The following is a 13942-nucleotide window of genomic DNA, read 5'->3' on the forward strand; positions in this document are numbered from 1 at the left end:
AACGGATCACCCTGCTCGGCGTGGGAGTCGCCTACTGTTGAGGGATGCAGCGGCGGATCTTCGGCATTGAGACAGAATTCGGGGTGACCTGCACCTTCCACGGGCAGCGTCGTCTGTCCCCGGACGAGGTCGCGCGGTACTTGTTCCGCCGGGTCGTCTCCTGGGGACGTTCGTCCAACGTGTTCCTGCGCAACGGTTCCCGGCTCTACCTGGACGTCGGCTCGCACCCGGAGTACGCCACGGCCGAGTGCGACGACCTGGCCCAGCTGGTCACGCACGACAAGGCGGGCGAGCGGATCCTCGAGGACCTCCTGGTCGACGCCGAGCGCAGGCTCGCCGACGAGGGCATCGGCGGGGACATCTTCCTGTTCAAGAACAACACCGACTCGGCGGGCAACTCCTACGGCTGCCACGAGAACTACCTGGTCGCACGGGCCGGCGAGTTCTCCCGCATCGCGGACGTGCTGCTGCCGTTCCTGGTCACCCGCCAGCTGATCTGCGGCGCCGGCAAGGTGCTGCAGACCCCGCGCGGCGCCGTGTACTGCCTCTCCCAGCGCGCGGAGCACATCTGGGAGGGCGTGTCGTCCGCGACCACGCGTTCCCGCCCGATCATCAACACCCGCGACGAGCCGCACGCCGACGCCGAGCGCTATCGGCGCCTGCACGTCATCGTCGGCGACTCGAACATGTCCGAGGTGACGACGCTGCTCAAGGTGGGCAGCGCCAACCTGGTGCTGGAGATGATCGAGCAGGGCGTCCAGTTCCGCGACTTCTCCCTGGACAACCCGATCCGCGCCATCCGCGAGATCTCCCACGACCTCACCGGCCGCCGCACCGTCCGGCTGGCCGGCGGCAAGGAAGCCTCCGCGCTGGACATCCAGCGCGAGTACTACGAGAAGGCCGTCGAGCACGTGGCCAAGCGCTCTCCCGACCCGATGGCGCAGCGCGTCCTCGAACTGTGGGGCCGCACCCTCGACGCCGTCGAGTCGCAGGACCTCACCAAGATCGACCGCGAGATCGACTGGGCCATCAAGAACCGCCTGATGGAGCGGTACATGGCCAAGCACAACATGGACCTGTCCAACCCGCGCATCGCCCAGCTCGACCTCGCCTACCACGACATCCGGCGCGGCCGCGGCGTGTTCGACCTGCTGCAACGCAAGGGCCAGGTCGAGCGCGTCACCGACGACGGCGAGATCGAGGCCGCCAAGGACACCCCGCCGCAGACCACGCGGGCCAAGCTACGCGGTGACTTCATCGCCGCCGCCCAGGCCGCCGGTCGCGACTTCACCGTCGACTGGGTGCACCTGAAGCTGAACGACCAGGCGCAGCGCACGGTGCTGTGCAAGGACCCGTTCCGGGCGGTGGACGAGCGCGTGGAAAGGCTCATTTCGTCGCTCTAGTCGAGCGTGAGGCCGAGTCTCCGCACTCGGTCGAGCGCTTCGCCGGGTGATGTTCGCGTCTTGAACGCCGCGGACATCACCTGGCCGCGGGGAAACGCCGCGTCGAGACTCCTGAACGGTTCCTTCCCGGTGAACGACTTGCTCAGCAAGGCGAGGTCGATCCGGTCGACGGAGATCGGCAGATCGCCGGTGTCCTCGACCGGAATGCCGAGTGCGATCAGGCGACGAGCGACTTCGACCGGTGCCAGTCCGGTTCGCTCCGCGCAGATCAGCAGGTGAAGCCGGTCAGCCGGAATGAATTTCCCGAGCCATAGGAACTCGGCGGGGCGGGAGATCTGCCAATGGGCGGGATCGACCGCCCGGCCGAGTAGCCGGCTGTCCAGGTCGGCGGTCGAGGGAAAATCCGTTGTCTCGATGCGCAGCCCCAAGGCCTTCAGCCGCGCGGCCACCTCTGCAGGCGGCCGGCCGAGCACGCTCGCGGCGGCGAGCACATGACCGAGCGGCAGCACGACCCCGGATCGCATCGACGCCGGATGGGCGTCTGTCAACCAGGGCGGTCTGCCGTCGAGGGAGCTGCTCAGCAGGACCAGGTCGTCAGGTCCCACGCTGAGGTCGAGGACGCTCGGCGGGGGAGTGGCGAATCCGAGCCGGCCGAGTCTCCGTGCCACGTCGAGCGGAGATCTGCGAGTTCTGGCCGCCGCGATCATGATGTGTTGAAACGACACCTGGGCACCTGTCGGCAGCCAGGTGTCCAGCCGGCCGCTGTAGCCATGTCCTGTGTCGGATCCGATCGCGGTGCTCGTCAGCACGAGGTCGTCCTCCTCCACCTCCTCAGGCATCAGGTCGAACGACGGCGGGGTGTAGCCGAGCGCGGCGAGCCGCCGCGCGACTTGGCCTGGTGGCTGCCCGGTCCTGAGGGCCGCCGACAGCACGTGACCCATCGTGACAACGCTGTGAACGTGCAGCTCTTTGGAGCGTGCTCCGTTGGGGGACTGCTCCTTGGTCAAGACGAGGTCGGACTGCGCGATGAACTCGGGCGTCCTGTCGCTGGACGGCACCTCGAGCCCCAGTTCGGCAAGGCGCGCGGCGACATCCGCGGGGGATCGGTCTGATTTAATCGCGGCGAGTGTGATCTGCAGCAGTGGTACTGGGCTTGTCACGTACTTGTGGGTCGGCTGCGTCGTGTGCACGGTGAGGATGAACTCGTCGTCACCGTCGTTCTCGTTCGGAAGTTCTGCCAAGGCCGGGACTTCGTACCCGAGCTCAGCGAGGCGGTGTATCACCTCGGCGGGTGTCCGGTTGGTGCGAGCGGCGGCGATCAGAACGTGCGCGACCTCGACGGGTTTCTCGACCCGCAGCACGCGCGCCCGCTCATCTGTCTGGATCAGCACTCGATCGGCCGGGTACACCGCAGAGGGCAGATGCGCCGTGGCCGGCACGTCGTATCCGAGCTCGAGCAGTCGCGTTGCGACGCCTTGAGGGGCGATACCGGTGTTGATCGCTGCCAGGAGCACGTTGTAGTGCGGGACCGGCGTGAGCGGACTCAGCCATGGCGGCTTGCCGGGCCGGAACATCCCGAGCAGTTGAAGGTCAGTTGCTCGGGCGGTCGAGGGCAGTTTCCCCGGCGTGCGGGTCGAGTAGCCGAGCACAGCGAGACGTGCGGCGACCTCAGACGGCGAGCGTTGCGAACGAAGTGCCGCGGAGATCACGTGTCCGGTCTCCACCGGGGAGGTGGCGGGCAACCAGTCACGATAAAACTCCGAGACGGTGCTGGAGTCGGCTGTCAGGAGAATCTCGTCGGATGGACGCGCCGGGACGACAGGGCGCGCCGCCGTAGACGATCCAGTCCGCGAGTTCGCCTGGAGCCAAGCCTCCAGTCTCCAGACCCCGATGCGGTTGCTCCACGTCGGAGGTAGCACCCCGGCGGCCGAAAGCACGTATTCGTCGAAAGGAAAGCAGCCGACGATCTCGATCGGCACCTCGCTGCCGGCGATCAGCCAAGGCCGATACCTGGCGTCGATCGCCTGTTCGCAGATCTCGTCTGCGAGTCGTGGCATGTCTTCGGCGAGGGTGGACAGCCATCGATGCGACAGTGGTGAGCGAGGTGACTCCAGCAGTGCGGGGATGGAGGCACGCAACAGGCCCTCGATCAGCGTCCGGTCGAGATTGATGATCGACTTGCGGTCGATGGTGAGCCGGGGCATGTCGTGCCGCGTGAGGTTGACGACCGCGCCGAAGAGGCTCGTACCCGCCCAGATCCCGTCCGCGAGCACGGCTCCCTTCGTGTTGCACCACCAGATGTTGCCGTCCTGCGTGGGAACGACTCGGCCGGCCGTTCTGCGAGGGTCCTCGCCCAGTGCGTCCGAACCGATCGGCGCCATCGTGGAGAGCCGATGGGGTTCCCAGGTCTGCCGGCCGCTCATGTCGTCGGACGTGACCTCGTAGTCGCTGAGCCAGAGGATGCGCCGCAGCAGTTCGGTGCAGTGCAGTGGTGTGTCCGCGTGGCGCAGCCAGAGCCTCACCACGGTTCCCGCGTCGGTGCCTTGACCGAGATCGCGCACGCGGAACAGCGCACCAGGACCGGCGATGTGCACTTCGAGCCGTCGCCCAGGGCTGCCCTCGCGGTCGAGACGGCAGGTCGTCACGGTGATCTCGTCGGCCAGCATGAAGTAGCTCAACACACCGATGCCGAAGCGGCTGTTGGGGAACGATTCGATGCCTTCCCCTGCCCAGTCGGCCTGTTCCTCGACGTACTCGGGCATGTCGGCGAATCTCACCCCGGCGCGGGAGAACACGTCGACCAGCTCACGATCGCCCATTCCGATGCCGTTGTCGGCGCATTCGAGGAACTTCCGTCCGTGTTCGTCCACGCCCTGCCGGAAGCTGATGCGGCCTTTCCACGGCAACGAGGTGGCCCGTGTCTTCGTGAGGTAGGTCGTCCTGGCATCCCGGTAGCGGCAAGCGTCGAGCGCGTTCTGGTAAAGCTCGCGGATCGCGAGTTCCGGCGTCCCGTAGAGCTGCTCGCCCATGAGCAGCTCCTGGATCCGGTCGTCAGCCAGCCTGAAGCGGTGCCCCAGCGACGTGGACGGGTGGCCGGTGTCGTCGCCCGCCGCCAGCACCACGCCGTCAGCGGCGGCGTGCACCGGCATCGCCTTGAGCGGCGCAAGCCAGACCGATTCCTCCTCCACGACGTGGACGATCTCGGTGAGCACCGAGTCCACCATCGCGGCCTGACCGCGCAGTGCCAGCACGGTGGCGGGATGACCGCACCCCGTGCACAGGGTGAGGGTCCGGTTTCCGTCCCACTCAACGGCCCTGATGGATGCGAGCACGTCCGCCGGAACCAGTCCGTCCCGGACGCCGACGTGGTTGACCACCACGCGAGGCAACACCATCGGATCGATCGCTGTGCGGTGTGCGAAGACGAGCAGATAGCCGATGAACTGTTCGCGGACGTTCTGCTGGCGCACGCTTCCGCCGGCGATGCGCACCACGGGCTTCAGCTTCGTGGTGCGGTCGGCGCGGCGCAGGAACGCCGGGTCGATCTGCACGACCCGCATCAGTTCCATGAGCCGTGCGGCGCCGAGTGCCGAGTTCAACGGCGAAGGCAACGCGGTGGGAAGCAGCGCGGCGACGTTGTCCGCGTGGTAGCACTCAGGCCGCTGCACGAGCCACCGGTGGAACAACCACCAGCCGATACCGCTCGCGGCCTCGTCGCCGTTCTCCGCGGCCTGTGCACCTCGGCGGTACACGCTGCCATGCTCGGCGGCGAACGAGCTGAGATCACCCTTCGCGCCACCACGGCTGAACGCTCCGACCGCCGGGTCCGGCGCGGACCGCAGCACCTCCGCCGCTCGTTGCGCCCAGAACGCCTGGTGCAGGTAGGGGAACGCGACCAGCAGCGCCACCTCGGCCGCGGTCAGCTCCTCGTCCTGCAACACCAGATCGATCACCCACCTGGTTCGTTCCGTGAACCGCTCGGCGAACGCGTCGTCGAACCACGGGTCGTCCGCGAGTGCGGGGCGGGCCTCCTCCCACTGTGCTGCCAGCTCCCGCACGACCGCGGCGGTGGCACTCCGCATCTCCTCCGTCTGCCGGCCGGGCTTGAGACGGTCCCATCCCTCGTGCTCAAGCGCACCTCGCGACCACGGGTGCGGGTTCGTCAGCTCCGTGAACGACCTGTCCGGCTGACTGGCGCTGATGGGCGGGTCCTGGTCGCTCTCGGGCATGGGGAGATCCTCGTCCCTGACCGCGGACTGAGCCGACCGCCGATCGGGGCTAGGAAGCGATCACCGGCTCGGTGAAGAGTGGCGGAATGAGGATCATTGCGGCGGCACTCGCTGCTTTTCTGGTTCTACCGGGGGTCGCATCGGCCTCCGACACCTACTGGGAGCTCAAACCGACCGGCACGGACGCCCAGCTGCGCGGCCTGTCCGCCGTCTCCGGTCAGGTCGCGTGGGTCAGCGGCTCCAAAGGCACCGTCCTGCGCACGGTCAACGGTGGCCGGTCGTGGGAGTCCGTCGCGCCGCCCGGCACCGAGGCGCTGGACTTCCGCGACATCGAGGCGTTCGACGCGCGCAACGCGGTGGCCCTGTCGATCGGCAGCGGCGAGTCGTCGCGGATCTACCGCACGTCCGACGGTGGGAAGACCTGGCAGGAGTCGTTCCGCAACACCGACCCCGATCCGGCCGTCTTCTACGACTGCGTGGCGTTCTTCGACCGGTTCCGCGGGCTGGCGTTGAGTGACCCCGTCAACGGCAAGTTCCGGGTGCTCAGGACGTGGGACGGTGGTCGGTCGTGGCACCTCAACGACACGAAGGGCATGCCGGACGCGTTGCCGGGTGAGTTCGCGTTCGCAGCAAGCGGGCAGTGTGTCACGACGAGCGGTAACCACGCGTGGATCGCTACCGGCGGCGGGGCGAAGGCACGGGTGTTGGAGTCGCGGGACGGTGGTCGGTCGTGGAAGGCGTCGGACACCCCGTTGCCGTCTGGCGACGCTGCCGGGGTGTTCGCGGTGGCGTTCAAGACGCCGTGGCGGGGTGTGGCGATCGGTGGCGACTACAAGAAGCCGACCGATCCGACGCCGGCGTTCGCGACCTACGACGGGCACGGGTGGAAGGCCGGGAAGCAGGCGCCGGTCGGGTATCGGTCCGGGATCGCCTACCGGGGCAACGGACTGGTCGCGGTGGGGCCGTCGGGCACGGACACCAGCAAGGACGGCAGGAGTTGGAAGGTCGCGGACACCGGGAGCTTCGACACCGTGGACTGCGTTGGTAACACCTGCTGGGCGTCTGGCGAAAAGGGACGTGTCGGCCGCTCCTGAGTTGGGTAGCCGAAGCAGGTGTTCGAGGGTTTCTCGTTGCGTCGCAGGGACGTTGGCGAGGCCGTGCTGCGAGTGAGGACCGGTGGTGCAGGGCCGCCGGTCCTCCTCCTGCACGGCCACCCTCGGACGCACACGACGTGGCATCGCGTCGCGCCGTTGCTGGCCACGGACCACACGGTTGTGTGTCCGGATCTGCGCGGTTACGGCGAGTCCAGCAAGCCCGGTGACTACTCGAAACGGGCTATGGCGCGGGACTTCGTGAACCTCATGAGCGAACTGGGGCACGAACGGTTCGCGGTCGTCGGGCACGACCGGGGCGCGGCCGCGGCGATTCGGCTGGCGCTCGATCATCCGGAGCGGGTCACGCGGCTGGCGGTGCTGGACGGGCTGCCGATCGGGGCTCACCTGCAGCGGTGCGACGCCCGGTTCGCGCGGGCCTGGTACCACTGGTTCTTCCTGGCGCAGCAGGAGCTCGCGGCCGCGATGATCAACGAGAACCCGGATCTCTTCTACGGCGGGCGGTACCACGACACGCCGCTCGCGATGGGCGTGGAGAACTGGGCCGACTTCCAGCGGGCCATCCACGACCCCGCGACGGTGGTCGCGATGTGCGGCGACTACCAGGCCGGGCTGGAGGTCGACCGGCAGCACGACGACGAGGACCGGGCGAACGGGCGCAAGATCTCGTGTCCCGTGCTGGCGTTGTGGTCGGCCAAGGACGACCTCGGCGAGTTGTATGAAAATCTCGCGGACGTGTGGGCCGAATGGGCCGATGACGTGCAGGTACGTGCCATCGACTGTGGACACCACATGGCCGAGGAAGCACCGCACGAGCTGGTGAGAGAGTTGCGCACGTTGCTCTGAACGGACCGTTCACAACAGGTGATGTCAAGGTTTCAAACCGCACGGGGTTAGGGTTTGTCCGTGGCCATCGCACGCGCCGAACGCCTTGTCAACCTGGTGTTGTGCCTGCTGTCGACCCGTCAATACCTGACAGCGGAGCGCATCCGCGCCATCGTCCCCGGCTATCACGAAGCGCCGACGGACGAGGCGTTCTTCCGGATGTTCGAAAGGGACAAGTCCGAACTGCGCGATCTCGGCGTGCCGCTGGAGACGGGCCGGCAGTCCAACGTGGAGGGCGCGGAGGACGGGTACCGGATCGCGCGGCGCGACTACGAGCTCGGTGACATCGACCTCGAACCCGACGAGGCGGCCGCGGTGGCGCTGGCGGCCCGGCTCTGGGACTCGCCGCAGCTCACCGGCGCCGTGCACGGGGCGTTGATCAAGCTGCGGGCCGCCGGGGTGGACGTCGACCAGGACGCGCCGGCCGCCGTCGAGCCCAAGGTGCGGGCGAACGAACCGGCGTTCCCGCCGTTGCTGCAGGCCGTGCAGGCCGGGCAGGTCGTCTCGTTCGACTACCGCAAGCCGCCGCCGGGCGGGCAGAAGGAACGCACCGTCGAACCGTGGGGTGTCGTCGCCTGGCGCGGCAAGTGGTACCTCGTCGGCTGGGACCGCGAGCGCGACGACACGCGTTGCTTCCGGCTGTCGCGGGTCGTGGGTACCGTCCGGCCCGTCGGCAAGCCCGGCGCGTTCAAGGTGCCCGAGGGCACCGACCTGCTGAGCCTCATCGCGCGCACCGAGGTGGATCCGCACCACACGGCACCCGCCAAGATCTGGGTGGCGAAGGACCGGGCGCAGGGCGTGCGCCGGCACGCCAAGATCGTCGAGGAACGCGACGGCGGCGACGTCGTGGAGATCGACCTGAAGTTCCCCGACTCGGCGGCCAAGTGGCTGGCCGGGTTCGGGCCCGACGTCGTGGTGCTCGAACCCGAGGTGCTGGCCAAATCGGTCCGCGACCGCCTGCAGGGCGCACTGGAAGGAGCGCGGTGACCGCGTCGAACGAACGGCTGCCGCGTCTGCTCGCACTCGTGCCGTACCTGCTCAACCGGCCCGCGATCACGGTCAAGGAGGCCGCCGCCGACTTCGGCATCACGCCCAAGCAGCTGCGCAAGGACCTCGAGCTGCTGTGGATGTGCGGCCTGCCCGGCTACGGGCCCGGCGACCTGATCGACCTGTCGTTCGAGGGCGAGACGATCACCGTGTCGTTCGACGCGGGCATGAACCGGCCGTTGCGGCTCACCGCGGCCGAGGCGGCGTCGCTGTTGGTGGCCCTCAGAGCGTTGGCGGACACGCCCGGTGTGGTCGACACGGCCGCGGTGCAGCGGGCCCTGGCCAAGATCGAGGCAGCGGTCGGCAAGGCGCAGCCCGCCGGCATGGTGGTCGGGCTCGGCGCGTTCGAGCGCGGCGAGACCGCGGAGATCCGGGCCGCCGTGCAGGACGCCGTGAAGCGCGAACGGGCCGTGCGCATCCGCTACTACTCGCAGTCGCACGACGCGATGAGCGACCGTGTGGTCGACCCGATGCGCCTGCTGCTCGTGGAGGGCCGCGGGTACCTCGAAGCGTGGTGCCGCTCGGCGCTCGGCGTGCGGTTGTTCCGGCTCGACCGCATCGACGACGTGGAGGTTCTCGACGAGCCGTCGTCGCCTCCGCCGCACGCCCGATTGACCGATACATCGGAGGGGTTGTTCCAACCGCGGGACGATCAGAAGATCGCGGTCCTGCTCCTCGAACCGGACGCGCACTGGGTCGCGGAGTACTACCCGGTCGACCACGCGGCGGAGCTGTCGGACGGCCGCACGCGTGTCCTCATGCGCTACGACGACCCCTCCTGGATGGTCCGCCTGCTCCTCGGACTGGGTGGGGACGTGCACGTAGAGCAGCCGGCCGAGCTCGCGGACGAGGTCGTGCGGCAGGCCAGGGCGGCGTTGCGGCGGGCAGATGACCTGCTGTCCACCCAGGACGTATAACGTGTGCTCGTGCCGTCAACACCGACCCTCGCGCTGATCGCGATCGGCCTGATCGTGCTGGTCGCGATCACGGTCCGAGTCATCCGATCCTTGCGTCGATTCGCCCGCACCCGCACTCTGGTGGGGGACAGGGTCGGCGATCGCGTCGGACTGCTGAAGGCGCGGACCGCCGCGCTGAAGGTGGCCGTCGCGCAGCGGCGGCGTCCGGTACAGGCCCGCACCAGGGCAAACCCCGCGTACGATCGTCGTGGCGGGGGAGACAGGAGGATCACCCATGGGTAACCTCGGACCCACCGAGCTGATCATCATCGCTGTGGTGATCATTCTGCTGTTCGGTGCGAAGAAGCTTCCCGATATGGCCCGTTCGCTCGGCAAGTCGGCGAAGATCTTCAAGGCCGAGACGAAGGGCCTGCGCGACCAGGACGCGGACGACGCGCCGGTCCAGCAGCAGCCCGTGCAGCAGCCGGTCCAGCAGCTGCCGCCGGCCCAGCCGCAGGTTCAGCAGCAGCCCCAGGTCGCTCCTCCCATCGAGCAGACCACCCAGAACAAGGCCAACAACTGACCTTGCGGTCTCCTGACTTGTGAGGACGGTTAGCGCGGTGGCAAGTCCGTTCCGGTGGTTCGCCGAGCGCCGGGAACGCGGCAAGCGCCGTCGGGGCAACGCCGACGGCACCATGTCGCTCAAGGAGCACCTCTACGAGCTGCGGCATCGGCTCGGCATGGCGATGCTGATCATCGCCATCGGTGCCATCTTCGGCTGGATCTGGTTCGGGGTGAAGCTCGGCCCGATCCCGTCGCTGGGCGACATCATGACGGCTCCGTACTGTCAGCCGGACCTGGAGCCGTACCGGGTCAAGTTCGACGGTGAGATCGGCTGCCGGCTGCTGCAGACCGAGCCGTTCGAGAGCTTCATGATCCGGTTGCAGGTCGGTACGGCGGCGGGCGCGGTGCTGCTCAGCCCGTTCTGGCTGTACCAGTTCTGGGCGTTCATCACGCCCGGCCTGTACACGAAGGAACGCACGTTCGCGCGCACCTTCGTGTTCTTCGCCGCGATCCTGTTCGCGGCCGGCGCGGTGCTGGCCTACCTGGTGGTGCCAGAGGGCCTGCAGGTCCTGATCAGCTTCGGTGGTGACGACTTCATCACCGCTCTGACCGGTGGCAAGTACGTCTCGTTCATCATCACCATGCTGTTCATCTTCGGCGTGAGCTTCGAGCTGCCGCTGATCGTGGTCATGCTCAACCGGGCCGGCGTCATCACCTACGAGAAGCTGCACAAGTGGCGTCGTGGCCTGCTGATGGGTCTGTTCGTGTTCGCCGCGATCGCGACGCCGGGCACCGACCCGATCTCGATGGTCGTGCTCGCGCTCGCGCTGGGCCTGCTGTTCGAGATGGCGATCCAGATCGCCCGCGTGCACGACAAGCGCAAGGCCAAGCTGCGCGCCGCCGAGGGCTGGGACGCGCTCGACGACGACGAGGCGGCGCCGTTCGACTACGTGCCGTCCGACGCCGAGGGCAACGACCCCGGTGAGAAGCCGGCCGCTTCGGACACCTCGAAGCGCGTGAACTACGACGACGCCACGTGACGCGGGCAGCCCTGCTGGTCTGCCCGGCGTCGGGCAAGGGGCGGGCGGCCCGGATGGCCGGGTCGACCGCCGCCGCGTTGCGTCCGCACGTGTCGTCGCTGACGCAGTTCGTGGCGCACGACGCCGCCGGGACGTTGGCGATGGCCCGCGAGGCGGTCGCCGACGGGATCGACCTGCTGGTCGTGCTCGGCGGTGACGGTGCCGCTCACCTGGGCATTCAGGCGTGCGCGGGCACCTCGACGGCGCTCGGCGTCGTCCCGGCGGGCACCGGCAACGACCTGGCGGCCGCGATCGGGTCCGCGTCGGTCGAGGACGTCGTGCACGGCACTCGCAAGAAGCTGGACCTCGGGCAGCTGTCGACGGGGCAGTGGTTCGCGACGGTGCTGTGCGCCGGGTTCGACTCCGCCGTGAACGAGCGGGCGAACGCGATGCGCTGGCCCGCCGGTCCGCGCCGCTACGACCTCGCGATCCTGGCCGAGCTGGCGTCGTTGAAGTCGGCTCCGCTGCTGATCACGACCGAGACCGACACGTTCTCGCTGGACGCGACGCTGGTGGCGATCGGGAACACGCCGAACTACGGCGGCGGCATCCCGGTGTGCCCCGGCGCCAGCGCGTCGGACGGTCTGTTCGACGTCACGGTGGTGGAGCACGCGAGCCGGTCGATGCTGATGCGGATGTTGCCGACGTTGCGCACGGGCAAGCACACCCAACACCCGGCCGTGCGGACGTTCCGCGCGCGTGAGGTGTCGTTGTCCGGTGGCAACGGTTGGATCGCTTACGCCGACGGCGAACGCCAGGAGGCGTTGCCCGTCTCGGTTCGCACGGTCCCAGACGCTCTCACCGTCGTGGGTCGCTAAAGTTGTCGGGCTGTTCGTTCATCTGATCTTTTCGGTGGGGATGCATGGAAACGCTCGAGTTCCAGTCCGAGGCACGCCAGCTGCTGCAGCTGATGATCCACTCGATCTACTCGAACAAGGACACGTTCCTGCGCGAGCTGGTGTCGAACGCCTCGGACGCGCTGGACAAGCTGCGGCTGGAGTCGTTCCGCGACAAGGACATGCAGGTCGACGTCGACGACCTGCACATCGTGATCGAGTCCGATCCGGCGGAGCGCACGCTGACCGTGCGCGACAACGGCATCGGCATGACGCACGAGGACGTCGTGCGGCTCATCGGCACGATCGCCAAGTCCGGTACCGCGGAGTTCCTGAAGCAGCTCAAGGAACAGCAGTCGTCGACCTCGGACCTGATCGGCCAGTTCGGCATCGGCTTCTACTCGTCGTTCATGGTGGCCGACAAGGTCACCCTCGTGACGAAGTACCCGCACGCGGAGAAGGGTGTCCGCTGGGAGTCGACGGGCGAAAGCACGTACACGATCGAGGACGTCGACGACGCGCCGCAGGGCACCTCGGTCACGCTGCACCTCAAGCCGTCCGACGACGAGGACAAGCTGCCGGACTACACCGAGCCGGCGAAGATCCGCGAGATCGTCAAGCGCTACTCGGACTTCATCACCTGGCCCGTGCGGCTCGGCGGCGAGGACATCAACTCCCGCAAGGCGTTGTGGGCGCGTCCGGCCTCCGAGGTGACGGAGGAGGAGTACGCGGAGTTCTACCGGCACATCAGCCACGACTGGAACGCTCCGCTGGAGACCATCCGCATGCAGGCGGAGGGCACGTTCGAGTACCAGGCGCTGCTGTTCCTGCCGTCGCAGGCGCCGCTGGACCTGTTCATGCGGGACGGCAAGCGCGGTGTGCAGCTCTACGTGAAGCGCGTCTTCATCATGGACGACTGCGCCGAGCTGATGCCGGAGTACCTGCGCTTCGTGAAGGGCGTGGTCGACGCCGCCGACCTGTCGCTGAACGTCTCGCGCGAGATCCTGCAGCAGGACCGCCAGATCCAGCTGATGCGCCGCCGGTTGGTGAAGAAGGTCCTGTCGTCGATCAAGTCGCTGCAGTCGTCGCGGGCCGAGGACTACGCCAAGCTGTGGGCCGAGGTCGGCGCGGCGCTGAAGGAGGGCCTGCTCTCCGACGCCGACAACCGCGACGCGATCCTCGAGGTCTGCTCGTTCGCCTCGACGCACTCCGCGGACTCGCTGACGACGTTGGCCGAGTACGTGTCGCGGATGAAGGACGGCCAGGAGCACATCTACTTCATGACGGGTGACTCGCGGCTGGCCGTGGAGAACTCGCCGCACCTGGAAGCGTTGCGCGCCAAGGACTTCGAGGTGCTGATCCTGACCGACCCGATCGACGAGATGTGGGTCGACTCGGTGCCCGCGTTCCAGGGCAAGCCGCTCCAGTCCGTCGCCAAGGGACAGGTGGACCTGGAGACGGAAGAGGAGAAGTCCGCGGCGGCCGAGAAGGCCACGGAGTTCGCCGACCTGCTCTCGTGGATGGCGTCCTCTCTCGAGGAGAACGTCAAGGAGGTGCGGCTGTCCACGCGCCTCACGACCTCACCGGCGTGTGTGGTCGGCGACGCGCACGACATCACTCCGACGCTGGAGAAGATGTACAAGGCGATGGGGCAGGAGCTGCCGAAGATCAAGCGGATCCTGGAGCTCAACCCGTCGCACCCGCTGGTCGAGGGTCTGCACAAGGCGTTCGCGGACGGTGAACGGGAGTCGCTCGCGGACACCGCCGAGCTGATCTACGGGCTGGCGCTGCTGGCCGAGGGCGGCGAGCTCGCCGACCCGTCGCGGTTCGTGAAGCTGGTCGCTGACCGGGTGCAGCGCACGTTCTGACAAAACCGCAGGTGGAGGGCGAT

Annotated in this window: 11 protein-coding genes; 10 read left to right on the forward strand and 1 reads right to left on the reverse strand. The window is 68.0% G+C overall.

The features are described 5' to 3' along the window. The first annotated feature begins 44 nt into the window (after window positions 1-44). Window positions 45-1403, forward strand: a complete 1359-nt coding sequence (gene pafA / locus G7043_RS18465) for a Pup--protein ligase (RefSeq protein WP_166046882.1) — start codon at window positions 45-47, stop codon at window positions 1401-1403. Here the strand turns inward: pafA and G7043_RS18470 are convergent. Continuing rightward, window positions 1400-5632, reverse strand: coding sequence for a wHTH domain-containing protein (locus tag G7043_RS18470; RefSeq protein WP_166046883.1), 4233 nt, complete (start codon window positions 5630-5632; stop codon window positions 1400-1402). The genes pafA and G7043_RS18470 overlap by 4 nt on opposite strands. A gap of 86 nt (window positions 5633-5718) precedes the next feature. Here G7043_RS18470 and G7043_RS18475 point away from each other — a divergent pair, with 86 nt between their 5' ends. The 9 genes from G7043_RS18475 (at window position 5719) to htpG (ending at window position 13919) form a co-directional block, all read left to right on the forward strand. Then, complete coding sequence (locus G7043_RS18475; RefSeq protein WP_166046884.1) at window positions 5719-6726, forward strand: oxidoreductase; 1008 nt, start codon at window positions 5719-5721, stop codon at window positions 6724-6726. A 36-nt stretch (window positions 6727-6762) separates the two neighbouring features. Continuing rightward, the gene (locus G7043_RS18480) at window positions 6763-7590 is read left to right on the forward strand and encodes an alpha/beta fold hydrolase (protein ID WP_207311294.1); all 828 of its coding nucleotides are present in this window, start codon (window positions 6763-6765) and stop codon (window positions 7588-7590) included. 60 nt (window positions 7591-7650) lie between these two features. After that, window positions 7651-8616, forward strand: a complete 966-nt coding sequence (locus G7043_RS18485; protein ID WP_166046886.1) for a helix-turn-helix transcriptional regulator — start codon at window positions 7651-7653, stop codon at window positions 8614-8616. Next, window positions 8613-9593, forward strand: a complete 981-nt coding sequence (locus G7043_RS18490) for a helix-turn-helix transcriptional regulator (protein ID WP_166046887.1) — start codon at window positions 8613-8615, stop codon at window positions 9591-9593. The genes G7043_RS18485 and G7043_RS18490 overlap by 4 nt, the downstream gene beginning before the upstream one ends. A gap of 9 nt (window positions 9594-9602) precedes the next feature. Beyond that, on the forward strand, window positions 9603-9875 hold the full coding sequence (locus G7043_RS18495; protein ID WP_313887950.1) for a bacteriophage holin: 273 nt from the start codon (window positions 9603-9605) through the stop codon (window positions 9873-9875). Then, complete coding sequence (gene tatA, locus G7043_RS18500) at window positions 9868-10155, forward strand: Sec-independent protein translocase subunit TatA (protein WP_166046888.1); 288 nt, start codon at window positions 9868-9870, stop codon at window positions 10153-10155. Before G7043_RS18495 ends, tatA begins: the two co-directional genes overlap by 8 nt. A 112-nt stretch (window positions 10156-10267) precedes the next feature. Further along, window positions 10268-11176, forward strand: coding sequence for a twin-arginine translocase subunit TatC (gene tatC / locus G7043_RS18505; protein ID WP_166047104.1), 909 nt, complete (start codon window positions 10268-10270; stop codon window positions 11174-11176). Continuing rightward, complete coding sequence (locus G7043_RS18510; protein ID WP_166046889.1) at window positions 11173-12033, forward strand: diacylglycerol/lipid kinase family protein; 861 nt, start codon at window positions 11173-11175, stop codon at window positions 12031-12033. The genes tatC and G7043_RS18510 overlap by 4 nt, the downstream gene beginning before the upstream one ends. 44 nt (window positions 12034-12077) lie before the next feature. Next, window positions 12078-13919, forward strand: coding sequence for a molecular chaperone HtpG (gene htpG / locus G7043_RS18515; RefSeq protein ID WP_166046890.1), 1842 nt, complete (start codon window positions 12078-12080; stop codon window positions 13917-13919). Window positions 13920-13942: the final 23 nt, after the last annotated feature.

Origin of the sequence: Lentzea alba (assembly GCF_011067745.1) — a bacterium.
In the GTDB taxonomy this organism is placed as follows: Bacteria; Actinomycetota; Actinomycetes; order Mycobacteriales; family Pseudonocardiaceae; genus Lentzea; species Lentzea alba.